We start from the raw sequence: 26983 nt of genomic DNA on the forward strand, positions 1-26983 counted from the left end.
GATTCGTACCATACAACTAATCAGAAAGGGTATTCAATAGAGAGTTGCTGACGCGGAGAAGGGCAACTTCGTCTCCTATGTGTAATATTTTTTCTGGTGCTTGAGGTGCGAGTCGCGTGTTAACTATCAGCCGACTAAAGTGATTTAAATGCCCTTTTTTTACCAAGTCAGGCATAATTTCCTTCTGCTTGGCTGTTAGTATATTTTTAAAATTGAGATCGCCTGCTTTCGCCCCATAATTTCGCGTAGATAGGATAAATGGCTGAGCGGGATTAATAGCTTCAAATATTACAGTCCCTATTTTCAACCTAACAATTTCATCGGCTTGTGGTAAAAGTTGATCTTCCCAAAAAGCCGGGACATCTCCTATTTCAATATTAGCTCGCAAGCGATGGCGCATCTCGTTAACGCAAACTCTCGGAAACCAAGATGCAACTTCGGCAATTGTTTCGGTACTGATAATGCTTGGCCCTGGTGCAGCGGTATTGTCGGGAAAACCTGTCAGCAAGTTTTCAATTAACTTGACAGGGAAACCGAAGTAGTTGCTCAACCAAGATTCTATTGCCAAGCGTTCTCTATCTACATGAAAAAATATTTCTTGTTCGGTGCCTTGAATTTTCAGGCCGGCAATTCTCTTTTTGATGTCAAAGGATAACCGTAGAAAACGGACTCCGCTGTTGTGCTTAGTGCTAACCAATTCTCCTGCTGCATCGCAGATTGCAAAAGAGCGATCGCCTTCTAGAGCTCCGCTGGCAAGAATAGTTGCTTGACTGACAGCTATGCCGTCAAGGGACTTGACCGGATAGATATGAATGCTGGCGACGTAGGACATTTCGAGCCATTGATAAAAAATAGTCGTTTTAGATACATTCTAGCATCCCTGTCCGCAGAAGGATGACCGCCGTTGACTTTACTAAATAAAATAGGAATGAAATAAAAATGGGCCACTTTTTTGAAGTTTACATTGTGCGGGAGCAGCTTGCAAAGAAAAATCCCAGAAGTCTGACTGAGCTTGTGGTAGATATTATGGTATAAAATAGAAAAAATTGAACCGAGTTACAAACAATGAATGAAAGCGAAAGTAGAAGCATGATTTCGCGACGCAATTTAATGTTGAGGGCTGGTGCAGGGATGCTGGCGGCAAGCTTTGCACCTGCGTTTTTACAAGCCGAAGCAGCAAAGGCCGAGGCAATCTCTGACATTACTCCTACTGACATTACTCCTAACAGTGCTCTTAAGAAATTGATGGCGGGTAATCAACGCTACCTTCAGCAAAAACGGACATTTCCCGACCAAGCTCGATCGCGAGTTGTAGAAGTAGCAAAGGGTCAACATCCGTTTGCAACCATCCTGGCTTGTTCTGACTCGCGCGTTACTCCCGAAATTATTTTCGACCAAGGATTGGGGGATTTATTTGATATCCGAGTAGCTGGCAATTTTCTCGACGATGTGGTTCTCGGTAATATAGAATATGCCGCCTTAGAATTAGGCGTGCCACTATTAGTAATTCTGGGTCACGAACGCTGCGGTGCTGTCAAAGCAGCTTTAGATGGCAAAGCTGTGCCTGGTCACATTAGCACTTTGGTGGCCGCGATTAAACCCGCAGTTGATTCGACCAAAGGTCAAAAAGGCGATGCCTGGGATAACGCCGTCAGAGCTAATGTGAAAATGAATGTAAATAAGTTACAATCCTCCTCGCCTATTTTAGCTAAAGCAGTCAAAGCGGGCAAGCTTAAAGTTGTTGGGGGCCGCTACGATTTGGATAGTGGCAAAGTAGAGATAATTGCTTGATTTTGCTGGTAATTTTTACAGTTTGTAGGGGTAATGCCCCCGTGCTTACCCCGTCCGGTTCGAGGGGCAACCACGGGGAGTAGGGGTCGGATTGCCCCTACAAATTATTTGGTAACAAGCTTAAAGTAAACCCATTTCTTGCAGTCCCCGGCGCAGGCGTTCTGCTTCAAAGGGGCGGCGCTGTTCGTGAAGGGCGATCGCTCTTTTGAATTCTGCTAAACTCTCTGGCATTTTGCCAATTTTCAGCAAGGCTACTGCCAAGTTTTGATGAGCTTCCGCGTGTTCGGGATCGATTTTTATCGCTTGTCGGTAATAGGCGATCGCATCTGCTAAATTTCCGGCTGCCTTCAGCGTCAGTCCCAAATTGTAGTGACCTGTTCCAAAATTAGGGTCAATTTTTAAAGCTGCTTTGTAAGCTTTTTCAGCAGACTTCAAATCTCCTTCATCTTTGAGCAAATTGCCCAAATTATTGTAAGCGCCCAACTTTAGCGGCGGGAACACATCTGTATTAATTGCCGCTTGATAGTGTTCTTTTGCTTTAACAAATTGCTGCTGCTGGCGATAAGCAATTCCCAAATGATAGTTGAGTTCGTAAAGAATAGAATCATTAATGGTCTCCGCAGTCAAGCCTTTGGTTAATAAATTAATTCCCCGCCCAATTTGCCCGGTTTCTACATACAAAGCGCCTAATTTGCTACAAGCATAAGCATCGTTGGGATAATAAGCGAGATAGCGTTCCATTGCTGCTTGAGCTTTTTGGAATTTACCTTTTGCTGCGATCGCATCTTTTTGATAACCAGAGTGCCAAATCGCCACATCGGGGAGAGAAGCTATTGTCCATTTTGGTTCCCTCTGCAAAATCTCAGCCACGCTGTCGTCTACCATTGCGTGGTAAGGGCGAGAAAAGCGGATGTCGAGGCGATTGCGAAATAAGCGCGACACTAGGGAATAGGGAGATTGAGAGGCACCGATTTCTTGACGGATGAGATTGATTAGCAGCAGCCGATCGCTCGCAATGGCCTGCTTTATTTGAGGTAGAATCTCCGGTACCAAAACCTCATCGGCATCTAATACCAAAATCCAGTCGCCCTGGGCGTGCTTCAGACACTCATTGCGCGCCACTGCGAAGTCGTCGCACCATTCAAAGTCATAAACCCTCGCCCCGGATTCTCTGGCAATTTCACGGGTGCGATCGCCCGATCCCGTATCCACCACCACCATTTCGTCAACAACACCCTTAACGCTGTCCAAAGTCCGCGACAGTGTTGCCTCTTCATTCTTCACAATCATGCACAGAGTCAGATTCATCGGGCGCAAACTTTCCTCATTTCACAGAAATATTGTAATTTTTTTAACTACCAAAACACAAAAAATCCCAGAAAAGATTCTCCTATTTCCCTTTTGCTTTGAGCATAAGTACCTTTCTTGCCTCGAAAAAGTGGGTTAACTCTTTTGAGATATTAAACAGCCTCAAACTCCGACGATTCATGAGAAATCCTACCACTTTCGGTTCCTCCCTGCGGTAGAGGTAAGTCCCCGATAGCGGTTGTTATTCTAAGAACATAAGACAAGGGACGAGAAAAGTTTAAGTATTCAGGAGAAAGAGAAATGGGAATTATTGCTTGGATCGTTTTAGGACTGATTGCCGGTGCGATCGCCAAAGCCATTTATCCGGGAACTCAAGGCGGCGGTTTTCTGGCAACAACAGGTTTAGGAATTTTGGGCGCGCTAGTGGGAGGTTATCTAGGTCAAGTCTTATTGGGGACGAGCGGGGGAGCATCCTTCGGAGTAATTAGCCTACCCAGCATAGCTTTTGCAGTCGTCGGTGCGATCGTTCTACTTTTCGTCTGGGGATTGTTAACTCAGCGTGCAGCATAATAAATATTGCCAATTCCCAGTCGATCGACTTTTAGGGTATTCATAAACCCGGTTTCTTCGAGAAACCGGGTTTATCATTTGTTTGTAGGCTGCGTCAATCGATTTTAGATTTTAGATTTTAGATTTTAGAGGCGAGCCCACGGATAAATGCGGGGGCTTGAGGATTTTCGATTTTCGATTTTGGATTGATTCCACGGATAAATCCGGGGGCTGTACCATCAAGAAATTCTTGGTCAGCCTACTTTTACCAAACCCGGGTTAAAAACCCCTATCAGACTCAGCGCTTGCAACGGTTCAAGAGCAAAACTTTCGTCTCAACAGAGGGGGACTAAGAATAAAGGGGTAAAAAGCCCGGACTTGGTATCAATTAATCAATCCGCAAAGTGAAAGGCAAGCGAACATAAACCCCCTGCGGGTCGTTCATCGACTTGATCACAGCCAATTCATCTTGCATTTTCTTAAATTCGGCCGTTAGCGGGTCGAGTTTGGCGGCTGGTTTCAAAACGTGAACGCCGGAAATTTTTTCCAAAATTCGCTCCTCCAAAGTGCGGCGTTTGGGATATTCTTCCACCTTCCAATCGTCGCCGAGTTTAGCTTGCTTCGCCGCCTCTCTGACAGCATCTTCAAGCCCGCCAATTTCATCGACTAAACCCAACTGTTTCGCGGCCGTACCAGACCACACCCTGCCTTGAGCAATTTCTTGTACCTTGTTTTTCGGCAGTTTGCGGGAGTTGGCGACTTTAGTAATAAATCGATCGTAAATGCGATCGACTATCCTCTGAATATTCGCCAATTCTTGAGGATTTTTCGGACGGGAAACCGTGGTAGTATCCGCAAAGCGGCCGGTTTTCACCACGTCCCAAGTTAGGCCGTTGTTAGCGGCCAACTTTTCGGCGTTGAAAAGCATTCCAAAAACGCCAATAGAACCGGTAATCGTATTGGGTTCGGCAAAAATGCGGTTGGAACCCATCGAAATCCAATAGCCGCCGGATGCTGCCAAATTGCCCATTGAAACAATAACTGGTTTCTTTTTCCCCGTCAGCATCACTTCGCGTGCAATGACTTCGGCCGCCGTCGCGCTGCCTCCGGGACTGTTGACGCGCAAAACCACTGCTTTTACGTCGTTATCTTCTCTAATTTTCCGCATTTCTTGAGCAATGCGATCGCCTCCTACTTGAGTCGGGCCCCCTTCGCCGTCTACAATCTCTCCTTCAGCGTAAAGTATAGCAACTTGGTTTTTCTTGTTAGCATCAGTTGAGTTTTTATCCTCAGCAATTTTCGCGTAGTTTTTCAAACTAATTTGCTTGAAAGATTTGTTTTCGCCATCTGTTCCTGTGAGTTTTTTGAGTTCGGTCGATATTTCGTCAAAGTATACAACTTTATCAACTAACTTGCTTTTGAGAGCTTCGTCAGCCATCAAAGTTCCGCCATTATCTGCAAGCGCTTGCAGTTGCGGAACAGTCACTTTGCGACTCGGGGCGACAGTTTGCAGGTATTCTCCCCACATATCTCCGAGCAACTTTTGAGTTTGCTGGCGATTTTCGGGACTCATTTTTGTAAGCAAAAACGGCTCAACGGCTGACTTGTATTTGCCGACGCGAGTCACTTGCACTCCCAGGCCGTATTTTTCCAAAGCACCGGTGAAAAACATTGCCTGACTACTAAAACCGTTGAGTTCCAAAGCGCCGTAAGGATTGACTGCAATTGTATTAGCAACGGAACCGAGGTAATAATCTCGTTCATTCCAGTCCATTTGGTAAGCAAAAATGGGTTTTTTGGCATCTCGGAAACGCTGCAATGCCCCTCGAACTTCTTTGAGATTGGCAAACCCGCTGCTGCTCGAATCCGAGCTGCCTTCGAGATAAATGCCAACGATTTTCGGGTCTTTTTTCGCATATTCGATCGAGTCTAAAACAGTCCGCAGCGTCACTGTATCGCCGGAATCTTCCGAAAGCACTTCTTCAATCGCCGCGCCAGTGCTACGGCTCGGTTTGCTGTCGGTGATATTTAAAGAAAGGTCTAATACCAATACAGACTTATCTTTAACTTGCGGGCCCGAATCTTTGGACGACGATGCCGCCATAGCAATTAGCAGTACCAGTCCCCCCAATCCGATGCTGCCCAGCAGCAACATTCCTAGGAAGGTTCCCAGTAAACTTGCACAGGTATATTTTAGGAAATCTTTCATTAGATTATTGGTAATTGGTAATTGTTAACTGTTGACTGTTGACTGTTGACTGTTAACTGTTAACTGTTGACTAAGCTGTTCGGCATTTAAAAGACGATAGTAGGGTGCGTCAGTACAGAAGTTTTTCCCTTGTAAGCGTAAGTGTTCTAACTGACGCACCCTACAAGCCTCTGTTAACTGTTAACTGTTACCTGTTGACTAATGCCAACTAACAACTGCCAACTGCCAACTGCCAACTGCCAACTAACAACTGCCAACTAACAACTGCCAACTAACAACTGCCAACTAACAACTGCCAACTAACAACTGCCAACTGCCAACTGCCAACTAACAACTGCCAACTGCCAACTGACTCACTTTTATCTTAACCTTTCCAAAACCGCTTCTAAAGACCTACAGAAATCTGTAAATCAAACTTAGCGGTCTATGTTTAGCCTAGACTAAGTGCTATAAGCTTCCTGATTGCTCAGGTTGACCTAATCTTCCCAGTTAGAGACTGCATTGATTAGCAGAGGACTTGAAATATTTGGTTTTTTGATGATTAGTTTGTGCCAAGTGTTTTTCTGTGGTTTTCACACCCAGTAAGCTTTAGCAACCCGCACTAATCAAGCGTTTTTCCAGTTTATAACAATTCTTGTTGGTTTTCGTCAAATTCTTAGAAAACCTAGACAAACCTACGTATTTTGGCAACTGCCCAAAACCCCAGAATGTTTTAACTCATCCAAATTACCGCAGCCCGTACAGAACATCACGGTGGCGATTTCTGCAATTAAAACCTCAGCTAGAACGCCTGCTGCTGATTCCGATTCCGCTGCAGCTTGTAGAAACGGCCGCGCCAGTCCCGCAATATCCGCGCCAAGGGCGAGAGCCTTCGCTGCATCCAACCCATTCTGCAAGCCTCCAGAGGCAATCAGAGGAACATCCGGCGCTACGGCGCGGGTGCTGACAATGCACTCGGCTGTCGGTATTCCCCAGTCGGCAAAGGTTGCGCCTAACCTTCGCTGCTTGCTATCTTTAGCTCGCTCTCCTTCTATTTTCGCCCAAGAAGTGCCTCCGGCCCCGGCAATGTCGATCGCACCTACCCCGGCGGCGAGCAATTTCTTGGCCATTTTTCCTGAAATACCGTTGCCGACTTCTTTAGCAATAACTGGTACTGGTAATTGATCGCACAATTTGGCAATTTTATCGAGCAGTCCTTTAAAGTTAGTATCGCCTTCGGTTTGGACGCACTCTTGCAGCGGATTGAGGTGCAAAATTAGGGCATCTGCTTCTAAAAGATCAACAATTTTTTGGCACTCTTCCAAACCGTAATTGTAGTTTAATTGAACGGCTCCGATATTGGCGAACAGTAGAATATCGGGAGCGCGGCGACGGACGGCAAATGTAGGAGCTAGTTCAGGATTTTCTACAATAATTCGCTGGGAACCAACTCCCATTGCCAGTTTGTATTCTTGAGCGACATCGGCGAGGCGATAATTGATTGTCTGGGCTAATTCTGTGCCGCCGGTCATTGAGGAAATTAGCAGGGGAACGGCTAGTTTTTTGCCGAGAAATGTTGAGGTTAAATCGATTTCGGTGCGATCGAGTTCTGGCAAACAGCAGTGTTCAAAACGGTAGCGTTCGAGGCCGCTGGTAGTTTCGCGAAATTGTACGTCTTCTTCGAGGCAAATCCGCAGGTGGTCTGCTTTGCGGGTTTCGGTTTGCGAGGGGGAGGTTAGCGGCAAGTTCACTGTGGCTATTTGGGGAAAGAGTTGTGATTTGGGAATATAGCCATTTTATTTCATTTTTGAGATTTTTTTATGAACCGCAGAGAGCGCTGAGGGCGCAGAGGAGAAGAAAAGAGAGATGTTCGCAAATGCTGTAAGGGTTGCTGTATTATCCAGGAACAGTCAGCGGCATTCCGTTATCGGAAGCTTTTAATTTTAGTAAGAAAGGAACTGCTTTTTGCACCCATGCTTTGACTGACGGGTAATTTGCCGCATCTTCTCCGAAACAAATGTCCAGCATATCTGTGTGAATTATCCCCGGATTCACAGGAACTGCTGCCATACCTGCGGGCAATTCTTGAGCGAGCGATCGGGTAAGTCCTTCTATTGCCCACTTGGAAGCGCAATAGGGCGCGACTTCCGGCGAAGTTGACCTTCCCCAACCAGAACTAAAGTTGACAATTATGCCGTTTTTTCGAGCAATCATTGCCGGGACAAAGTGGCGAATTACATTAGCCGTACCTTTAATGTTAACATCAATTACCTGGGAAAATTCTTCGTGGCTGATATTCCAAAGAGGCGCGAGATGATTAGCTACGCCTGCATTATTAATTAACAAATCTGGCGGATCATTTTTTGCCAGCATTTCTGTTGCCCAAGCTTTTACTCGATCGTCGTTGGTGACATCCAAACAAGTAAAATGGTGGGGCGCACTATATTTTTGGTTGAGTTTTTCCACCGCTTCGGAAGAACGGGCGCATCCCAAAACTGTATGTCCCAATTCAATAAACTTTTCGGTCATGGCAAGACCTAGACCGCGACTGATTCCGGTAATTACAATTAATTTTGTCATAGATTTGTTGCTATTTTCGTCTTAAGTAATACAATACATATTGACTGGTCACTTGACAAATAGATCGCAGGGAGAAAGCATGAAAGTAAAAGCAGCAGTTGCTCGCAGTGCCGGCAAACCTTTGAGCATTGAAACGGTTGATCTAGATGGGCCGCGCGCTGGAGAGGTGTTGGTGGAAATTAAAGCCACCGGTGTTTGTCACACTGACGCTTACACTCTTTCCGGTGCAGATCCAGAAGGTTTGTTTCCGGCTATTTTAGGCCACGAGGGAGCCGGGATTGTCGCAGAAGTTGGGCCGGGAGTCACGAGTGTCAAAGTGGGCGATCGGGTAATTCCTCTCTACATTCCCGAATGCCGCAACTGCGAATATTGTTTGAGCCGCAAAACTAATCTCTGTCAAGCAATTCGCGTAACTCAAGGCCAGGGAGTGATGCCCGACGGCACGAGCCGATTTTCCATAGATGGGCAGAAACTATACCATTACATGGGAACTTCTACCTTTGCTAATTATACAGTATTGCCAGAAATTGCGGTAGCAAAAATTCGCGAAGATGCTCCTTTTGATAAAGTTTGTTTAATCGGCTGCGGCGTAACAACTGGCATCGGCGCTGTCATCAATACTGCGAAAGTAGAGCCTGGTTCTAATGTGGTAGTTTTCGGTTTGGGCGGCGTGGGTTTGAATGTAATTCAAGCGGCTCGCATGGTGGGAGCTAACATGATTGTCGGCGTAGACTTGAATCCCGACAAGCGAGAGATGGCGGAAAAATTCGGCATGACTCACTTTGTCAATCCCCGCGAAGTGGAAGGCGATTTAGTGCCTTATTTGGTAGATTTAACCAAAGGTGGAGCTGATTACAGTTTTGAATGTATCGGCAACATTAATGTGATGCGCCAAGCTTTAGAATGCTGCCACAAAGGTTGGGGCGTGAGCGTAATTGTCGGGGTAGCGGGAGCCGGTCAAGAAATTAGTACCCGCCCGTTTCAGCTAGTAACTGGCAGGGTTTGGAAAGGCACGGCTTTTGGCGGGGCAAAAGGCAGAACTGATGTGCCTAAGATTGTTGATTGGTACATGGACGGTAAAATTGATATTGACAGTCTGGTAACTCAGGTAATGCCGATCGACAAAATCAATGAAGCCTTTGATTTGATGCACAAAGGCGAAGTAATTCGCACAGTTTTGACATTTTGAACAAAAATCTTTCTCTCTTCTCTCTTCCTCTGCGCCCTCTGCGCCCTCTGCGGTTAAAAAAAATCTAATTCAAAAATGAAATAGAATTAACATGATATCAGACTCCCTAAAACTGCACAAAGAACAGAAAAGTTTCCTTGGCAAACTCGGCTTTTACAGCCATCAATCCTCAACCTGCAACAGCGAGATGAAATTCGCAGTTTATCAGCCACCGCAAGCTTTATCTCAACCCGTACCAGTTTTGTATTTTCTATCAGGTTTAACCTGCACAGAAGAGAACTTTATGGCAAAAGCGGGGGCGCAGCAATTTGCGGCAAAATATGGGTTAATGCTGGTTGCGCCCGACACTAGCCCGCGCCATACTGGCATCCCTGGGGAAGACGACGATTGGGATTTAGGAAGTGGTGCGGGTTTTTATGTTGATGCGACAGCCGCACCTTGGAATTCTCACTATCGAATGTACAGTTATGTGGTTGATGAATTGCCGAATTTAATCGCCGAAAATTTTCCAGCGATACCGGAAAAACAGGGAATTTTCGGTCATTCAATGGGCGGACACGGGGCGTTAATTTGCGCGTTGAAAAATGGATCTCGCTATCTTTCAGTTTCCGCTTTTGCGCCTATTTCCGCGCCAATGCGCTGCCCTTGGGGACAAAAAATATTCGGGCAGTACCTCGGTGGCGACAAAGAGATGTGGAAGGCTTGGGATGCTAGCGAATTGGTGCTTGAGGCTCGATACAACCGTCCGATTCTGATTGACTGCGGCACGGCTGATTCGTATCTCGCTGATGGGCAGTTGTTGCCGGAAGTGTTCGCGGAAGCTTGTGCGAAAGCGGGACAGCCGCTGAATTTAAGAATGCAGGAAGGTTACGATCACAGCTATTATTTTATAGCTAGTTTTATCGACGATCATATTCAATTTCACGCGGCTGCTTTGTGTGAGTGAACTTTAGTTTGTAGTAAGGACTTTAGTCCTTAAACCTAATTTCATTGTGCAGCGCACTCCAGGGGACTAAAAGCATATCAGCTATTTGCGATTGTCCTCTAGCCCTGTAGATATCCATAGCTTTCTCAAAATCTTCAATTCCCCCCTGTAAATCTCCTGTTCCACTTCGAGCAGTAGCACGAATCATGTAAGCTTCTACAAAGTCAGGATTGAGATTTATTGCTTGAGTAAAAGCTGCAACTGCTTCCTCGTACAGCCCCCTGCGACCGAGGTCGAATCCTTGTTCGTAAAATTCTCGAGCTTCCATAGCATTTCTTAATTATCGATGTAGTTAATTCTGGAGCGTCGATATAGAAGTTTTTAAGCCGATGAAATAGAGCAGACGGGTGTAAGGACACGGCAGTCCAGTTGATGGTTTGTAGTGAGGAATTTAGTCCTTAAAAGAAGGACTGAACTCCTCACTACAAACGGTTAATTAAGATCAATCGGAAATACCCAGTCTTGATACTTGCTGTCGCGATTTTCGATAATCCCGGTTAGTTTGTCCAAAATCTTTTCGGTGATGGGTCGGTTTGTGGGCAATTGATAGTTTTCTACTCGCTTAATTGGCGTAATCTTCGCGGCGGTTCCGCAGAGGAAAATCTCGTCTGCAATCAACAGTTCCGATCTATCAACGGGTCTTTCTATGACTTCAATTCCTAAGTCTCTGGCGATTGTGATTACGCTGTCTCTGGTAATTCCTTCGAGAATATCTTGCTCGAAACCGGGAGTAACTAATTTACCGTTTCTGGCGACAAATATGTTCATTCCTGAAGCTTCGCTGACTTTTCCCTGAGTGTTCATCATAATTGCTTCGTCGAAGCCGGATTCTACTGCTTCGGTTTTAGCTAAAGCTGAGGTGATGTAAGCGCCGCTAATTTTACCTCTTAAGGGCAAACTGCGGTCTTCTTGCCGATACCAAGAGCTAATTCTACAGTTGACTCCTTCTTTGGGCAAATAGTCTGAAAGTTCTAATCCGTAGACAAAAAAGTCGGTTTCTACGTTGTGCAGTCGGGGGGCAATTCCTAAACTGGATGTGTAGATAAAAGGGCGGATATAAAATGATTTTGTTGGTTGGTTTTTCTGGACAAAATCAATAATTATTTGTTGGATTTTGCTGGCTGGTAAATCGCAGTGAAGGAAGCTGGCACTTTGACTTAATCTTTGACAGTGGCGGTCTAATCTAAATAGCAAGATTCGATCGGCATTTTGGGGGTCGGGAATTCCCCGCAACCCGCCTAAAACTCCGGTTCCGTAGTGCAGTGCGTGGGTTGCTATGGAAATTTTGGCGTCGGTAAATGGGAGAAATTGGTTTTGAAAGTAGGCAATTGGTAGAAAACTATCCATGATTCAAGCTGGCGATGAGTTTGGCAGTCCGCGAGGAAAGCTGAATTTGGTTATATTACCATAAGTTATACCATTTGAGATTTGAGATTGAGAAGGACTCATTTCATAAGGGTTTGAAGCTTGCCTACAGTTGGATTGTTTTTGAAGACTGGTATTATTCTTTTGTTGTGATATCAATTTATAAAATAAAATCAAGAGCCGTCTGTTTGGTTGATAATTGTTTTGGGAAAAAGTGCGATCCTCTTCGTTGGCGTAGCCCCCGTAGGGGCGGGCTTCGCTAACGACTACAAACAAAAATCAACCAAGGGGCAACAATGGCACGTAAATGTTTCATCATTGAAATGGGGATGGGTATAGACCAGCACGGGCAGGAACCGACTGTAGCCTGTGCAAGGGCTGTACGAAATGCGATCGCCCATAATGCTCTCCTAGGCGTCTGGGAAGTGGCGGGTTTGACTGACCCCAATCAGATGATTGTTGAGGTTAAGGTGGCTGTTCCTTACCCGGAACAGGTGCGGGAACAGGAGGTGTTGGCGGTGCTCCCTTTCGGCAGCAAAACTCTGATTGTGGAGCAAGGGGGCATGATTGTGCCAGGAAGGGCGATCGCCTCTCTGAATGATAAAAATGATGAAATGCTAATCGCTGTGGCGGCTGTGAGTGTTTTTGTGGACACTGAGGATTAATTAATTTTGTGTTGTTTGAATAAATCGGCGGTGAAGCAAGTGCGATCGATCGCACTTGCTTGTTTCGGCGATCGGGCGATCAAACGCCTGTCTGTTAAAAAATAATTAATTTAGACTAAATTGTAGGGTGCGCCGGAGATATGGCATGAAATATCGTAGAAAATCTGAGGCTCTGAGGCACGCTATAACTTAGTCTGTTCAACCGTATGGTTTATTTGCGCCTAGCTAGTTAATTTTGAAGTTTTAATGGATAATTTTTAATTTCTCAGGCGACCGGGTATGTAAGCAAGCCAGCAAAAACCTACGATTAACAACAGCCACGTCGCTGTAATATTGCTGCCCAACAAGTTGCGGAGAAAATCTTCCATTGTTCTCAAAAATTATAGGGTTTAAAAGAATTTATTGCTGTTCCCTATCGGGTCAGCAAAGGGAGAGTCCGATCGTGTTTTAGGCGATCGGACTCTACCTCCTCTACCTCCTATTTGGGCTGGCTGGTATCTGCCAACATTTGGTTAACCATTTGTAAGTGCGCTTGAAGGTTCGGCAACTTCTGGGTGGCCCAAGCCTTCAAGTCGGGATCTTGTCCCTGTTGAGATTGTGCCTGAAACAAAGCAATAGCCTGATTGTGGCTCTCGATCATAGCCTGCTTGTAAGCAGTGTCAAAACTTGTACCAGAGAGTCCCGAAAGTCGCTCCATCAAAGCGGTGTTCTGGGTACTCATCTCCGTTGGCAATTCAACCTGCTTTTGCATTACTAACTGCATCAATTCTTTATTTGCTTGAGTGTGTTCCTCAACCATTTCTTGCCCGTACTGTTTCACGCCAGCACTAGAACCGCGCTGCACTGCCAATCTGCCGAGCTCTACTTCCATCATACTAAGTTGACCTGCTTGCATGACAAAGGTTCTGTCTCTGCTGCTGAGAGAATTAGGCGAAGTTTCGCCACCTGTTGGACTGTTGGGAGAACGACCGGGAGTGTTGTTGATGGGGGTATTTGGAGAACGGCCGGGAGTGTTGTTGGTGGGGGTATTTGGAGAACGACCGGGAGTGTTGTTGGTGGGAGTAGTTGGAGTGTTGGGAGAACGGCCGGGATTGTCGTTGTTGTTTGGATCTGTAACAGGAGGGCCCGGAGAATTAGGATCGTTTAAGTCGTTATCAGCAAGCTCAAAAACTCGATCGCCCGACTGGTTGAAGCCGTTAATCTGGCGGTTTAATTCTGCGAATCCCGGCACAGCTATCAAGGAACTAACGCCGGCAATTCCGGCAACTGTTACCAATTTTTTGAACAAACTTTTGCGATTGAGTGAAGTCATGAATTTCTAAGCCTCTAAGTTGTTTTCAAAAGTCCGCGCGTGCGAAACTATCCCGTAGGGAATCGCCCGAAACTACCGATGGGATGGTGTACTGCCTTTCCGAAACAAGTTGATCAAACCAAAGGCGCCCAAGGCACCCAGCCACCCGAAATTGTTGGGGCTATCGCGCCGAGCACTCAAAACTCCAGAATTAGTATCAGCCGGCGTCGATGTGGTATCGGTTGTACCGGTTGTACCCGTTGTGCCGGTGCCTGTCGTACCAGTTGTACCAGTTGTGCCGGTGCCAGTCGTATCGGTTGTACCAGTTGTACCAGTCGTATCGGTTGTACCGCTTGTACCCGTGCCAGTCGTACCCGTTGTACCAGTTGTACCCGTGCCAGTCGTATCGGTTGTACCGCTTGTACCCGTGCCAGTCGTACCGCTTGTACCGCTTGTACCGGTTGTATCGGTGCCACTCGTACCGCTTGTACCGCTTGTGCCGGTGCCAGTGGTATCGGTTGTACCGCTTGTACCCGTGCCAGTCGTACCCGTTGTACCCGTTGTACCCGTTGTACCGGTGCCACTCGTACCGGTTGTACCCGTTGTACCCGTTGTACCCGTGCCGCTTGTACCCGTTGTACCGCTTGTATCCGTGCCAGTCGTACCCGTTGTACCCGTTGTACCGGTGCCACTCGTACCCGTTGTACCGCTTGTACCGGTGCCACTCGTACCGCTTGTACCCGTTGTATCCGTGCCAGTCGTACCCGTTGTACCGCTTGTGCCTGTCGTACCGCTTGTACCCGTTGTACCGCTTGTGCCTGTCGTACCGCTTGTACCCGTGCCAGTTGTACCGGTACCGGTTGTACCGCTTGTACCGCTTGTGCCTGTGCCGGCACCGCCGCCAGCACCGCCGCCAGCACCGCCCGACTGGGCTGAAGCAGGCACTGCTAAGGAAACCGTTGCTAAACCTAAAGTACAAGCGCTTGCTAAAACAACTTTCAACAATTTAGAAGATTTCATGGTAATGCTTGCTTTTGCATAGAGTGCTGCGATCGCTTGTGATGCCAACACCGGAGGGTCAAATTGACAGCGTAACGTGCAAATTTTCTAATCATAGCTGCGGAATAATGAAGGTAAGGGAGCAAATTTAGTCCCGTTCCCTAGATTATTTTTCCCTGAGTAATTACACCGCCGCGTTAACAGTTTATAAGCTATTAGGTATCGTTCAAGTTCGCCATTCATCTTTAGGAATATTTGACAAAATGGCTTTTTATTTCAGGTGGTGGATGAAATTTGATTGAGCGGCCGACTAGCTCACTCAAAATTTGTGTACGGGGGATAAAAAGCGGGTTGATCTGAAAAATTTTGGGTTGAGTAACGAGACATATAAGCATCAACCCGGTTTCTGAGACAAGCGGCCGCTTCTTCCTATAAATTTTCCCCGGATGCAGGTGCTTTGAGCCAGAAATTATTGATTTTATCACCATCAATTTTGGCTTAGCACTCCGCCAGATGAGTTAGTTTAAAAATTTTTTGATCGCTATTTTTCCTTAACTTGCTGCTGGCAATTTGGGTACTGGCAGAATACCGTTCAAACTTTCCCCGAAACTAAATTATCTCAAAACGCCCGATCGACCGATCATAGTCCCAGAGCGTCTGCAATCCCGCAACAGCAAGGCTTTTGACTGGAATTTGAGTTGCCTCAAACAGCAAGGCGAACTGAGGGATATCCGAGTCTTGCCCGCGCGAGATTAAATTAACCAGCGGTGGCGCAGTCGTCAGAATTGCTTGTGAGTGCGATCGGCTAAACTCTGATATAGTCAAGCGAAAACTATGCCAGAGAGCGCTTGTTCTCTAACACCTTTCCCAAGCGGACTTTAACTATGCTGTATCGAATTATTGCCAGAATTCGCTATCTAATGTTAATTGCTTTTTCTAAGTTCGCAAGTTAACAAGCCGAAATCAGATTAATCGATGTTTGAGCAAGGAAATTACCCAAATCCTGCCCAACCAGCAACCGCAAGCCCATTGCCTTCTCGGAGCAGAATAAATTTAATATTACATCTGTCCTTAGAATGAGAAAAATGCGGTTTAAAACTTGCTTTTAGAGAGAGGAAAGTAGTTGCTTCTCGTATATAAGATTACATTTATGTTTAATAATTAGAGGTCATTATGCCAGAACAACAATTTGACACCTTACCTTCGGAAGCACAAGAACTCCCCCAAGGAGCTAAACAAATTTTTCAGGCTGCTTTTAAGAGCGCTAGCGAAGATGGAATGAGCGCAGATGGTGCTACTAGCGTTGCTTGGAACAGTGTAAAATCTGAATATGTTCAAGAAGGTGGCACGTGGCATCACAAGGGCGACGATACTAACCAAACCCGCAAATCAGTACAGTCTGGTGGCAATTAGTTATCAGCCATTAGTAATATCGTGTCCGCTAACATAACCCCTATTCGCTGTGTAGTGAGGGCTTCATTCCTCAAGTTTTGATGAGAACGAAGCATCCTCACTACCCACCAATCGCAGTGACGTTATTCTAGCGGGCATGAGAGCATCAGTCATTAGCAATCTACTCATCACTTGTGGTTCATGCTTGACGTTGATAGCTGTTGGAATGGCGGTGGTACAGAGGTTAATCGAGCCTGTTAATAGGCTGGCGCATATCCCATTGCAATTCGGCTAAAACGAGCAAGCTAAATACCATTATGGCTCCCGTAAATAGGAAAAGCCAACCCCCCGTGTAAGGTAAAATTAATATTCCCAACAGGTGAAATAAACTTGCCGCTAAAAGCGCGCGCGATCGCACTGCGAATCCCGTCCCCAAATACCCAATTCCGCTCATTCCCAACCACAGGGGACAGAGATTCGCCAATACTTTTCCCCAACTGAGAAAAATTGCTAAATCGGTCAGCAGCAATCCTAATAACATTAGTATTACCCAACCGTAAAGCACCCAAATCAGGCGTTCTATTTTGACCCAAGAGTATGTCATGCTTACCATTGCTGCTGTACCTACGAGGCTGAGGGCTGACCACAAACCGGCTTGCAGCATCCAACTCACAGACAAAAATTGTGCTGTGCCGAACATGGCTATTAACAGCAAGCTCCACAGCAAGCAAGTTCGATCGAGACAAGTATAAAATTGTGAATAAAATCGATCTTTGCCAAGGGGAAACTGAACCTGCCAAAGCCCTTCTAAATCCTGAAGCTCGATGTTAATCTGTTTCCGGCGCAGAGGGGGAACTGAATAATTAAAAAAGGTCATATCTGACACTATTAAGATTTACAATTATTTGCTTAGGTACTATCTCACCAGCAATCGCTCTAATTGCAATCTGTCAATCGGATTAATCTAGTTAATTGGCTAATCTGCCGGCAGTAAGAGTTATTCGATCGCACCAGGTAAAACAGGAAGAGATAGATTGTACAAGTTGATAAAATAGCTCTTGGGACAGATGGCTGGAATATTACTTATTCGATACTTTAAAAATAGTCAACTTTGTTACAGAATTTATGCTCACTTCATCCCATCCTCTGAAACAGGTATTCCACTGCCCGGAAGAATCGGATTTTTACGCGCACTGCTTGGAAAGTTTAGTGTTAAATGCTAGTGACAATTCTCGACTTATCGTAGAGTTTGGTTCAGGAGAGGGAAGTCCTGTTATTAAGTCTTTGCTGAGAAGTGATTTTGATGGGACAATACAGGGATTTGAGCTAAATAATGTAGCTTGGAAAATTGCTCAGTCTCAAATTAAGCAATATGAACTGAGCGAACGATACACAGTCAACAATTGCTCTTTTTTTGATTCGCCTTTATACGAGTCGGCGGATTGTGTCATCTCAAATCCGCCTTACTTGCCGGCGGTGGATGATAAGATTTACCAGCCACTGTTGCACGGCGGGAGTGATGGTTCGACAATTGCTAAGAAACTTTTGTCTTTGGGCAGCGACGAAGTTTTGCTGATGGTTTCTAGCTATTCTAATCCTGTGGGTTTGATCGATTATGCCTTGGATCGAGGCTACTCGGTTGCGAATTTTGAAATTGCACCTTTAAATTTTGGCTATTATAGCTCGGAACCCAAGGTGAAAAGCGCGATCGCCACTCTCAGAGAACAGGGAATGGCTTTTTATTCGGAAAACATCTATCTGCTGGCTGGAGTTTTGTTTAAGAAGCACCAAAAGTCGCAAAGAGATTTGTCGATCGAGCTCATTAAGTTAATGACAGCATTCTAAAATATAGGCCTGGTAGGTGCATCTGGGATGTTGCACCATTGTCAGCAACAGGCAAGATGCCTGTTCCACAAAGATTGTATTTCTTGTGGAACAGGCATCTTGCCTGTTCTACCATTGTCAGCAACAGGCAAGATGCCTGTTCCACAAAGAGTGTATTTCTTGTGGAACAGGCATCTTGCCTGTTCCTAAAAGGATTATTGAGAACGTTGCAATATCTAGGGTGCATCAGTCTCTGACGTACCCTAGGATATAGCTGTTAATTGTGTTCTGTGGCTTGGATCGATCGCACTACAGCAGCCCCAGCCCGATCGCCGATCGACTTCTCCTGATCGTACCCCAACACCAGTTCCCACGCCTCCTGCGGGTATCTATCAACCAGCGGGATCGCCACTTCATCCAACATCCAGCGGCCGTGACGCTCATCTTCTTTGATGTGCAGTTCCCAATAACCCATCGCAGCCTGCGAGAGGCCCAGACGCTGGGCGGCGGCTAGATAATTGCGGTAAGCCACAGGCCCCGCCACCTCAAAATAAGTGAGTCCGCCGTTGTAGCGCAGAAAATGGCGCTTGCGTTCCGTCAGCAGAAAGTTGTGATTAATGCTTGCGAGCACTTGCCAAGGCACTAAATCGAAGTACGCTTCCGGTTCTGTACTCATCCCGAATTCGGCCAGCATTTGAGCAAAAAAGGTCGAATGCTTGCGGGGGAGGCGACCGCCACCGTATTCTTCGATCAGCACTCGCGTAAGGGTACACTGAATTTCGTTGCCGGCACCGCCGATGATGCGAGAAACACGGCTGGCTTCCACTAAACCGTCGAAGGAGGCGATCGCCAGTAGGTGTTTGTATCCCTCCTCAGTCATCTGTTCCCGCAAATAGCGATCGCTCTCGTTCAAAGGAGGATCGACATCGGCGGCCGCGCGATCGCGCAGCGCTTGCTTGACATCCGGCAATTTTTGCAGCGCTGCAACGTCGATTTGCGCGATTTCCCACTGCTGCCAAGGTTCCTCAATGCGATCGCGCACGGAACGCAAATAGTGCGATCGTTCGTTATTGTAGCGGCGCAAATCGTCGTACCAAAACAAGTTGAGGCGGTTGATACGGTAAAGTACGCGCTGCAAGAAGCGGTGAGCGGCCTCATCGCCCGGTTCCTGTTGGTAAGCTGCTTGAATTGCATAGGCGATCGCGCTTTCAAAATCGCTGACAAGTAACGGTTTTGCCGCCACCGTCTTGTCTAAATCCTCGACTTCTAGCAAATTGACAAATTGGCGATCGGCTGCTTCGTAATTTGGGGGTGCGGGTTGCTTTTTGGGAAGACTCGGCGAGTCTATTTTGGGGAGTAAATCTGCCGTGTTTTGCATGGAATCAACTTATGTTATGACTTTGATTATTGTGCTGCCTGCCCAAACAGCCAACCGTTGCAGATTGCTGAGGATTCTGGCTAATTACTTTCAACATAGCGAATCTGTCAGCCGCATACACCCTTCCATTGATAGAGATTTTATAGAAATCAATTTGGTCACAACTGCCCCGATTCATTCCGAAAGCATGGTGACTGACGGAGACTTTATCAAACTCCCCAAAGTAATTGGAGCTAATATCTGAGCATCTTTTGCAGCCGGCACTGCTTCCCGCCACGCTTTGATACCTCCTGAAAGGACAACAACATTCAGGCTAATATCCTTAATCTTATTAGTCTCATTTCCCGCAGATTCTTGGGAATACCGAGCGACTTTTTCCAACTGTTTGTATGCTTTAACCGATCGCCCCCCTCTGGCACAATAAAGTACAATTATCGGCTGAGTTCGCTCTGATTTAACCCTAGCTTTGACAATGGATTGAATCTGCTTGACACCGAACCCCATCTCAATATCGATTATGGGAACCAGGGGACTTTCTCCGATGCGATCTTCCGCGTATTCTTCTGGCGATCGCACATCGATCAAAATCACTGGTTTCAACTTACCCTGCTGCAATTGGGTAACACTTACTTGTTTCGTATTTAAACTGGCGATAAAAGTTAGGATATCCATGTGATGAAATAGGGCAACTGCACCCAGAGAAGCAACACTCGTCAAGCCAAAACCCAGAATTACCAGCAAAAAGCGAGAATAGCGATTAATACCTGGTTTTGCATTTTTATCTAGCATTTTTAATCATCCTTGAAAATGGATAGAAAATTTGTCCGACATATCCAGCAGGTATAGAATCAGAGATTCCATATTTATGAGGCATTTTTTTCGCTGGCATATAGATAGTGCCAAATAGCAAATCTAACAGTGGCAACTGAACAGCAAAGTTTTTGTTGTTTATTCCGGGAATTTTACTGTGATGCCAGTGATGAAATTGTGGGGTGGCTATGAACCATTTTAGGATGCCAAATTTTAATTTAATATTAGAATGAATTAAGAAAGCGATCGCCGCCGAATAAAGAGCATAAGCCACCAAACTCTCCTTGGTAAATCCCAACCAGTAAAGAGGCATAATTTTGCAAATCTGAGTAAATAGTTGCTCGCAGGGATGCACCCGCACTGCTGCTAACCAGTCCATGTGTTCAATGCTGTGATGGACTGCATGAAATTGCCAAAGCCAGGGTACTTCATGCAGTAGTCTGTGAGCGATATAATATGCCATATCTGAAACTATAACTGCTTCTGCCAACTGCAACCAGACAGGTTGAGAGGCTACTTTGCTTTGCAATTCCGGGTTGAGTAAATTAGTCATTAGCGACAAAATTACGGTCACAACAATAGCGCCTAATCTACCAATAAAGTGACCGATAAAAAAATATGTGGCATCGGTTTCCCATCCGAAACGAAATATCTTTTGCTTGTGCAAGGAAAAGATTCTTTCGAGGGGAATGAAGATGCAAGCTAAGATGATGAAGCCTTTGACAATTTCAGGTAACATGAGATTCTGATTAATGTCGATATTTACTTAAGCACATCGCTACTACCAGCAGCGCAGACAGGATTACCATTCTGAAGGATAGGAGCAGGCGGTTGGGTATTTCCAGGAGAATTTGCTGCACACAGAATGGATACAGTAGTCTTCTCTTTGTTAGCTGCTTTGGAAACAGGTACTAAAAATACAGCCCCGACATAGCTACGAAGATTATTGCTGCGGGCTACAGCATAACTAAACGCAGAATTTTTGGTAGATATGGTTGAATAGTTATAGTTGGTTGTCTGAGTTTTAATGCCGAGGCCTAGGGCATTAACGGAATTGGAAAATGCGCCCTCCTCGGCGTATATTGCTTGTTGACCTTTGTTCATTGAGCTAACATATTGTTTACCTTCTGATTGCTTCGCCTTGCCACCACAACCGACAAAAGAAGGGAGGGCGAGCGCACCAACTATTATGCTGCCCAGAGGAAAATAAATAAAAGTGATTCTCAGTAAAGTTCCTACCCATGACTTACGTTTTTTGTCAGGGAGAATATTTTTTTCTGAAGATTCCGCTTTTTTATCGAGTGCATCGAGTTGAGGGTTTGTCTTAAGCTGCATGGTTGTTCTTCAAATGTGTTAGCCGATTAGTTGTCCAGCGAGTAAGGATTGGAGGAGAGGCGCGACAATATTCAGGTTTCAGGTAAATGCCTCATTGAGGTTAAACTGAATATATCACTGAGTGCGGCGGGGTATGCAAACCTCGCATATTGTGCCTTGCTTCTACTCTATCTCTATTAAATCACCAGGCTATTTGAGAACTCGACTGACTTTTCATCGACTTCTCATCGACTTTAGACATCACTGGCATTTAATAGGGCGTGTGACTATAATCGAAGAAATAATTAGAGGAACGGTAAGTTATGGCAGTGCAGTTGCTCAAAAGACTTTTCACCGTAGAAGAATACCATCTGATGGGTAAAGCTGGTATTCTTTCAGAGGGCGATCGCGTAGAATTGATAGAAGGAGAACTTGTTCAAATGGCCGCAATTGGAACTCGTCACGCAGGTTGTGTTAACCGCATTACCCGACTCTTTTGCCGGCTTCCAGAAGAAAGGGCGATTGTGACTGTACAAAACCCCATTCAAGTCAGCCAGCGAACCGAACCGCAACCCGATTTAGTATTGCTGCAACCTCGCGCCGATTACTATTCAACTGCCCATCCTGTCCCATCCGAAGTTTTACTGTTAATAGAAGTAGCTGACACTTCAATAGATTATGACACAGACGTGAAACTTCCTATTTACGCTCGATCGGGAATTCAGGAAGTCTGGATAGTAAATTTACAGGAAAACTGCTTGGAAGTTTACCGCCAGCCAACGGTTAACGGTTACAGTTTAATGCTGAGGTTTTGGCGGGGCGACGAAGTTGCGCCCCTGGCTTTTCCCGAATTTGTAGTTAGTGTGGATTTGGCGATCGGGTAAATAGGGATTATTTGCAGTCAAGCCGATCGCCAAAATACTCCTGATACAACCGACATCTCGGAATGCAATGATTTCCATCCAATTTCACCAACCCCATACTATTTAACTTAAACCCCAATTCTGACCTCAATCTAACTGGCTGGGAAACACTCACAATCTCTCTCATCGCCTCCATTAATTCCGAATATTTCTCTAAATTCCATAAATGTCGCCGCAAATGATCGCTGTAAATTCCCGCTTCAGTTGCAGATTCTTTCACTAACCGATCTAAAGTCACATCTTGACGTGAAATATGATACATTCCTAGCCGCACTAAATAAGGATTTCCGCCCACTAACCCCATCAAGTCTCCAACTTCATTCCCACTCCAATTCAATCCGTGCCGCTTTGCCAAATTTTGCACTTGCTGAGAATTAAACTCTGGCAATTCAATCGGTAAACCCACATTAAACGGCGATTTATTCACATCCAGCGGGATATAAACTTCCGTCGAATGCACCACAATCAAACGAAACTTTTTCCAAATATCGCGCCGTTTTGCTTCTTCATGCAAAGCTCGCAATAAGCCAAAAAAATCATCAGCAATTTCCGGGGATTCAAACAGGCGATCGCTCTCATCCAAGCCTAACGTCAGAGGTTTTGAGGATTCTGACAGCAAATACTGTTCAAAATAAGCCTTGCAGCACTGATTGCTGCCAATCAAATCGGCTAATTCCCAACACTTGGGCAACTGCTCCAGCATTCCTAACTCTTGACCGAGGCTAGCACAAAACCACTGCAAGAATGTATCTGAATTAGCGAATATTTTCCGATTTGCTAGCTGAAAACTCAGCGCTACCGTGCGAGAACCTTGCTGTTCTGCATGATGCAAAATCCTCGCCATTAAGGAAGTTTTGCCCATTTGTCTGGGTGCTTTGATGCGGATCAGTGCTCCCGGTTGGGCGATCGTCTCGTAACAGCGCGATTCGATCGGAGGGCGATCGATATAAAAACAAGAAGTGAGTTCAACTTGTCCTCCCGGCAATTCTGGCGGCGCTGCTGGCAGGGGTTGAATTATTGACTGTTTGATGCTAGTAATTTCTTTCCATTCTACAGCTAATTCATGGTCGGCAGTTAACGATGTGCGACCTTCTTTGATAATGGTTAAAATTTGTGATATTAACTTAAATGAGTCGCCAACACCGCGCCACAGCCAGGGCTGAATTCCTGCTAAATAGCTCAGTAAATCAAAAGAAAGCGGTGTATTTAATTCAAGTAAAATCGGTAAAATTGCGGGTTTATGACCAGTTAAATTGTGCAATTCTTTGGCTAGCTGCACTTGTTCCAATACCATTTCGCTAGCGGCCGATTCTTCCGAAATCAGCAACAGCAAATAATCGCAACGCTTTAAATATGAGGCTGAGTCGCTGCTGTTGTTAATAAAAAAGACTTCGTGGCCTCCCACACTCAAAGCTTGGTGTAACTGCTGAGAAAGGGTGGTGTTTGAGGTCGATCGGGCGTTGGCGTTAGCGAAGCGATCCGAAGGAAAGCCCTCGAAGACGAGCGCCACTTTTGCCCTCACCAGCACTACCTCCTCTGGCTCTGAATTCGCGTCAAAATCGGCTATATCGCGCCATTCCTGGCCCAATCCGCGACAAATTTCGATGAAATTGGCATAATCCACAGGTTTGCCATTCAGAAAATGGCTGACAGTAGATTGGGCCATCCCTAAATCCTCAGCCAGAATTTTCTGACTCGGAAAGCCATTTCTCAGGAGACAGGATTTAACTGCGCGAATGCACTCTTCGCGCACCCTTAGCGATCGTGGCATTGCTTATCACAATCAAAACACTGAAACCATCATAAATGCCAACCGCGCCTCAAGTCGATGAAAAGTCGATGAAAAGTCGATGAATTTTCCAATAACTCAGTCGCCAACTCAAATAGCCACCTGATTAGATTAGAAATAACAAGGTTGAGCTACATCGCAACGAGGTAAAAGCATTGTGCATTCTATCCTAATTTGGTCGCTGGCCTCAGCCACTAATCAACCCGGTTTCGCCTTCACCCCGCCCCTATTCTGGCTGCTGCTGGGAGTTGTGCTTAGTGCGATCGAGTTATTAATCATCAAAACTCAGCCCCAGAAATACAGGTTTTACGTGCTAATGATGGGAGCTTCGGCTTTAATTGAATCCTTTATTTTGTGGAGAGGATCTGTAGCATTTCAGTTTAGTTGGGCGAACATAATGTATGAAGATTTTGACTGGCAAATTTTCTACTGGATGGGAATAGCCCTCGCGCTGAGTATTTGGATTCGACCAATTTTTATTGTCCGCAAAAAATTTGTAATTCCCGAAGCAACCGAAGCGACAACTATCTCCGAGATTTTCCCCGGAGAAACCGGAATGGTGATTTATGAAGGGGCTTCGTGGAAAGCTCGCAATGAAGATTCCCAAGGGGCGATCGCACCCCGACAAAAAGTTTACGTTTTGCGCCGCGAAGGAAACACGCTGATTGTTGTACCTGACAGATTAATTCACATCAACGGCTAAATCTTAGCCGCAACCTCAATTCCTCTTTAGTTCACAGCTTAAAATTACCAGGAGATTCATTATGTATCAGTATTTTTTGATGGTGTTGTTTGCAATCACCGGAGTATCCTTAGCCAGCAGCGTCAAAATCGTCCGTCAAGGAGATGAGGCTTTAGTTGAAATTTTCGGGAAGTACGATCGCAAGAAACTCGAACCTGGTTTGACATTTCTGATTCCCTTTGTCGAAACAGTCGCCTATAAACAAACTCTGCGCGAGCAAATTTTAAACTTGCCACCGCAAGAATGCACGACGCGCGATCGCCTTGCCATCACCGTTGAGTTTATTGTTTACTGGCGAATAATTGACTTAGAAAAAGCTTCCTACAAAGTGCAGAATCTCAAGGAAGCGATGTTAAATATGCTGATTCTTTCAATTCGGACTCACATTGCGACATTATCTCTGGAGGAACTTTACACGGCTCGCCATGAAATCAATAATGCTTTAGTAGAGGAGTTGGATACAGCGACAGATCCTTGGGGTGTGAAGTTTACGAGAGTGGAATTGCGCGATTTTGCGATCGGCAGTAAAGTGGTTCAGCCCACATCCATTGACCGGAAAGAAGTACAAAAGCTGCGAGCTTAGAGATTAGTATTTCCTCCTTTTCCTCGTTACCAGGAAGATCCTGGTAACGCAGTTCCAGAGGCTCGGCCTCGCCGAATTTAATTCGCCTTGTATATACCATTTAAGGAGACAACACCATGACTAAACATCAAGAATCAAGTATGAGCAATTCAACTTATAACGGTTGCGGATGCTTACTGCTTTTAATGGGCATTGTAGTAATTGGCGCGATCGCTCTGCCATTATTTATTGCTGGCCCGCAAGATAAGACTAGGACATTTGAAGCAAAACAGTATCTTAGCTCAATGAATCACGCACAGAAAGCTCTATTTATAGAAAAAAGTGCTTTTGCTACTTCTGTTGATGCTTTAGGACTTGGCATTAAAACAGAGACAACCAATTTCAAATATTCAATTCGGGTCACTAAGAAAGCAGCATTTAATTATGGAGTATCCAAGAAAAACGACTTAAAAACTTATGTGGGCGGTGTCTTTCTAGTTCCTGCTAAAAACTTTGAGCCAAATGCTGCTAAAGAGGAAATAACTACAACGTCTATATTGTGCGAAGCTGATTCTCCCGGTACAATTAAACCAGCGGAACCCACCTATGAAAATGGTAAAATTGCTTGTGGGAAAGGCACAACACAACTGTCCAAATAATCTAACTATACGCAATATAATGACAGTCGATTACCAAGCTCAAATCGGCCTTCAATTGAGATTTACCGGAGTAAAGTCTTTACTACAAACAGGGAGGATACAAAACTATGAGTCAACAAGATTCTAAATCAGCTAGCCTTTCACCTAATGGTTGCGGATGCTTATTGCTTTTAATGGGCATTGTAGTAATTGGCGCGATCGCTCTGCCATCATTTCTGGGTGGTTGCAAGGGATGTAAATATAAGAAAATGGAAGGGATACAGTATGTTAGATCAATGAGCCGAGGTCAGCAAGCCTATTTTGCCGAAAAAAATGCTTTTTCCACTTCTATTAACGCTTTGGGAATTGGCATTAAAACAGAGACAAAAGTTTTCAAGTATTCAATTCGCGCCACTAAGAAAGCAGCATTTAATTATGCAGTAGCAAAGGAAAACGAATTAAAAAGTTATGTCAGCGGTGTTTTTATTGTTCCGTCAAAAAACTTTGTTCCCAATGCTACTAAAGAGGAAATAACTACAACGTTCATATTCTGCGAAGCTGATTTTCCCGGTAGCATTCAACCAGCGGAACCCACCTATGAAAATGGTAAAACTGCTTGCGGTAAAGGCACAAGACCAATGGTCTCACCAAACTAACTATATGCAATATAATGACAGTCGATTACAAGATTAAATCGGCTT

28 protein-coding genes are annotated in these 26983 nt (G+C 45.3%); 12 read left to right on the plus strand and 16 right to left on the minus strand.

Going from position 1 to position 26983, the window contains the following annotated elements; genetic code table 11:
- Positions 1-16: 16 nt before the first annotated feature.
- Positions 17-832: an MOSC N-terminal beta barrel domain-containing protein gene (locus QUB04_RS00370; RefSeq protein ID WP_333279852.1), complete on the minus strand. Its 816-nt coding sequence runs from the start codon at positions 830-832 to the stop codon at positions 17-19.
- Positions 833-1065: 233 nt separating this feature from the next.
- Here QUB04_RS00370 and QUB04_RS00375 point away from each other — a divergent pair, with 233 nt between their 5' ends.
- Positions 1066-1791, plus strand: coding sequence for a carbonic anhydrase (locus QUB04_RS00375; protein WP_333279854.1), 726 nt, complete (start codon positions 1066-1068; stop codon positions 1789-1791).
- Positions 1792-1911: 120 nt separating this feature from the next.
- Here the strand turns inward: QUB04_RS00375 and QUB04_RS00380 are convergent, their stop codons facing one another.
- Complete coding sequence (locus QUB04_RS00380) at positions 1912-3099, minus strand: tetratricopeptide repeat protein (RefSeq protein ID WP_333279856.1); 1188 nt, start codon at positions 3097-3099, stop codon at positions 1912-1914.
- Between the two features lie 300 nt (positions 3100-3399).
- Between QUB04_RS00380 and QUB04_RS00385 the strand changes: the two genes are divergently transcribed.
- Positions 3400-3669: a GlsB/YeaQ/YmgE family stress response membrane protein gene (locus QUB04_RS00385; protein ID WP_333279858.1), complete on the plus strand. Its 270-nt coding sequence runs from the start codon at positions 3400-3402 to the stop codon at positions 3667-3669.
- Between the two features lie 367 nt (positions 3670-4036).
- Here QUB04_RS00385 and sppA read toward each other — a convergent pair whose 3' ends face one another.
- The 3 genes from sppA to QUB04_RS00400 form a co-directional block, all read right to left on the minus strand.
- Complete coding sequence (sppA, locus tag QUB04_RS00390) at positions 4037-5857, minus strand: signal peptide peptidase SppA (protein ID WP_333279860.1); 1821 nt, start codon at positions 5855-5857, stop codon at positions 4037-4039.
- Positions 5858-6531: 674 nt separating this feature from the next.
- Complete coding sequence (fni, locus tag QUB04_RS00395; protein ID WP_333279863.1) at positions 6532-7587, minus strand: type 2 isopentenyl-diphosphate Delta-isomerase; 1056 nt, start codon at positions 7585-7587, stop codon at positions 6532-6534.
- A gap of 145 nt (positions 7588-7732) precedes the next feature.
- On the minus strand, positions 7733-8416 hold the full coding sequence (locus tag QUB04_RS00400) for an SDR family NAD(P)-dependent oxidoreductase (RefSeq protein ID WP_333279865.1): 684 nt from the start codon (positions 8414-8416) through the stop codon (positions 7733-7735).
- A 79-nt stretch (positions 8417-8495) separates the two neighbouring features.
- Between QUB04_RS00400 and QUB04_RS00405 the strand changes: the two genes are divergently transcribed.
- Together QUB04_RS00405 and fghA are read left to right on the plus strand one after the other, a co-directional pair.
- Positions 8496-9605 (plus strand): S-(hydroxymethyl)glutathione dehydrogenase/class III alcohol dehydrogenase, encoded by a 1110-nt coding sequence (locus QUB04_RS00405; RefSeq protein WP_333279867.1) that lies wholly within the window; start codon positions 8496-8498, stop codon positions 9603-9605.
- Positions 9606-9696: 91 nt separating this feature from the next.
- Positions 9697-10551: an S-formylglutathione hydrolase gene (fghA, locus tag QUB04_RS00410; protein ID WP_333279869.1), complete on the plus strand. Its 855-nt coding sequence runs from the start codon at positions 9697-9699 to the stop codon at positions 10549-10551.
- A gap of 22 nt (positions 10552-10573) precedes the next feature.
- Here fghA and QUB04_RS00415 read toward each other — a convergent pair whose 3' ends face one another.
- Together QUB04_RS00415 and QUB04_RS00420 are read right to left on the minus strand one after the other, a co-directional pair.
- Positions 10574-10858 (minus strand): tetratricopeptide repeat protein, encoded by a 285-nt coding sequence (locus QUB04_RS00415; RefSeq protein ID WP_332984688.1) that lies wholly within the window; start codon positions 10856-10858, stop codon positions 10574-10576.
- Between the two features lie 164 nt (positions 10859-11022).
- Positions 11023-11937, minus strand: a complete 915-nt coding sequence (locus QUB04_RS00420) for a branched-chain amino acid transaminase (protein ID WP_333279871.1) — start codon at positions 11935-11937, stop codon at positions 11023-11025.
- A gap of 314 nt (positions 11938-12251) precedes the next feature.
- Here QUB04_RS00420 and QUB04_RS00425 point away from each other — a divergent pair, with 314 nt between their 5' ends.
- Positions 12252-12620 carry a Lin0512 family protein gene (locus tag QUB04_RS00425; RefSeq protein WP_333168719.1) on the plus strand — a complete coding sequence of 123 codons (369 nt, stop codon included), beginning with the start codon at positions 12252-12254 and terminating at the stop codon, positions 12618-12620.
- A gap of 478 nt (positions 12621-13098) precedes the next feature.
- Here the strand turns inward: QUB04_RS00425 and QUB04_RS00430 are convergent, their stop codons facing one another.
- From QUB04_RS00430 to QUB04_RS00440, 3 genes are all read right to left on the minus strand, one after another.
- Positions 13099-13932: a DUF4142 domain-containing protein gene (locus QUB04_RS00430; protein ID WP_333279873.1), complete on the minus strand. Its 834-nt coding sequence runs from the start codon at positions 13930-13932 to the stop codon at positions 13099-13101.
- A gap of 72 nt (positions 13933-14004) precedes the next feature.
- Entirely contained in the window at positions 14005-14982 is a 978-nt protein-coding gene (locus tag QUB04_RS00435; protein ID WP_333279875.1) for a hypothetical protein, read from the minus strand.
- A 537-nt stretch (positions 14983-15519) separates the two neighbouring features.
- A complete protein-coding gene (locus tag QUB04_RS00440) occupies positions 15520-15735 on the minus strand; it encodes a hypothetical protein (RefSeq protein ID WP_333279877.1) in 216 nt (71 codons plus the stop codon).
- Positions 15736-16083: 348 nt separating this feature from the next.
- Here QUB04_RS00440 and QUB04_RS00445 point away from each other — a divergent pair, with 348 nt between their 5' ends.
- Positions 16084-16323, plus strand: a complete 240-nt coding sequence (locus QUB04_RS00445; RefSeq protein ID WP_333144661.1) for a ChaB family protein — start codon at positions 16084-16086, stop codon at positions 16321-16323.
- Between the two features lie 223 nt (positions 16324-16546).
- On the opposite strand, the gene QUB04_RS00450 is transcribed toward QUB04_RS00445, so the two are convergent.
- Positions 16547-17179, minus strand: a complete 633-nt coding sequence (locus tag QUB04_RS00450) for a hypothetical protein (RefSeq protein ID WP_333279879.1) — start codon at positions 17177-17179, stop codon at positions 16547-16549.
- Between the two features lie 248 nt (positions 17180-17427).
- On the opposite strand from QUB04_RS00450, the gene QUB04_RS00455 reads away from it, so the two are divergent.
- Positions 17428-18147: an SAM-dependent methyltransferase gene (locus QUB04_RS00455; protein WP_333279881.1), complete on the plus strand. Its 720-nt coding sequence runs from the start codon at positions 17428-17430 to the stop codon at positions 18145-18147.
- 256 nt (positions 18148-18403) lie between these two features.
- On the opposite strand, the gene QUB04_RS00460 is transcribed toward QUB04_RS00455, so the two are convergent.
- The 4 genes from QUB04_RS00460 to QUB04_RS00475 form a co-directional block, all read right to left on the minus strand.
- A complete protein-coding gene (locus QUB04_RS00460; RefSeq protein WP_333279883.1) occupies positions 18404-19504 on the minus strand; it encodes an iron-containing redox enzyme family protein in 1101 nt (366 codons plus the stop codon).
- Between the two features lie 174 nt (positions 19505-19678).
- Positions 19679-20293 carry a rhodanese-like domain-containing protein gene (locus QUB04_RS00465; protein ID WP_333279885.1) on the minus strand — a complete coding sequence of 205 codons (615 nt, stop codon included), beginning with the start codon at positions 20291-20293 and terminating at the stop codon, positions 19679-19681.
- Complete coding sequence (locus QUB04_RS00470) at positions 20283-21053, minus strand: sterol desaturase family protein (RefSeq protein ID WP_333279887.1); 771 nt, start codon at positions 21051-21053, stop codon at positions 20283-20285. The genes QUB04_RS00465 and QUB04_RS00470 overlap by 11 nt, the downstream gene beginning before the upstream one ends.
- A gap of 23 nt (positions 21054-21076) precedes the next feature.
- Positions 21077-21649, minus strand: coding sequence for a type IV pilin-like G/H family protein (locus QUB04_RS00475; RefSeq protein ID WP_333279890.1), 573 nt, complete (start codon positions 21647-21649; stop codon positions 21077-21079).
- Between the two features lie 302 nt (positions 21650-21951).
- On the opposite strand from QUB04_RS00475, the gene QUB04_RS00480 reads away from it, so the two are divergent.
- On the plus strand, positions 21952-22512 hold the full coding sequence (locus QUB04_RS00480; protein WP_333279892.1) for a Uma2 family endonuclease: 561 nt from the start codon (positions 21952-21954) through the stop codon (positions 22510-22512).
- 7 nt (positions 22513-22519) lie between these two features.
- On the opposite strand, the gene QUB04_RS00485 is transcribed toward QUB04_RS00480, so the two are convergent.
- Entirely contained in the window at positions 22520-24322 is a 1803-nt protein-coding gene (locus QUB04_RS00485) for an AAA-like domain-containing protein (protein WP_333279893.1), read from the minus strand.
- Between the two features lie 175 nt (positions 24323-24497).
- Here QUB04_RS00485 and QUB04_RS00490 point away from each other — a divergent pair, with 175 nt between their 5' ends.
- From QUB04_RS00490 to QUB04_RS00505, 4 genes are all read left to right on the plus strand, one after another.
- Positions 24498-25043, plus strand: a complete 546-nt coding sequence (locus QUB04_RS00490; protein WP_333279895.1) for an NfeD family protein — start codon at positions 24498-24500, stop codon at positions 25041-25043.
- 61 nt (positions 25044-25104) lie between these two features.
- Positions 25105-25665 (plus strand): SPFH domain-containing protein, encoded by a 561-nt coding sequence (locus QUB04_RS00495; RefSeq protein WP_333037403.1) that lies wholly within the window; start codon positions 25105-25107, stop codon positions 25663-25665.
- 116 nt (positions 25666-25781) lie between these two features.
- A complete protein-coding gene (locus tag QUB04_RS00500; RefSeq protein ID WP_333279898.1) occupies positions 25782-26303 on the plus strand; it encodes a type IV pilin-like G/H family protein in 522 nt (173 codons plus the stop codon).
- 107 nt (positions 26304-26410) lie between these two features.
- Positions 26411-26938, plus strand: a complete 528-nt coding sequence (locus QUB04_RS00505; protein WP_333279900.1) for a type IV pilin-like G/H family protein — start codon at positions 26411-26413, stop codon at positions 26936-26938.
- The last annotated feature ends 45 nt before the right edge of the window (positions 26939-26983 follow it).

This window comes from Microcoleus sp. D2_18a_B4 (assembly GCF_036702475.1).
Lineage (GTDB): Bacteria > Cyanobacteriota > Cyanobacteriia > Cyanobacteriales > Microcoleaceae > Microcoleus.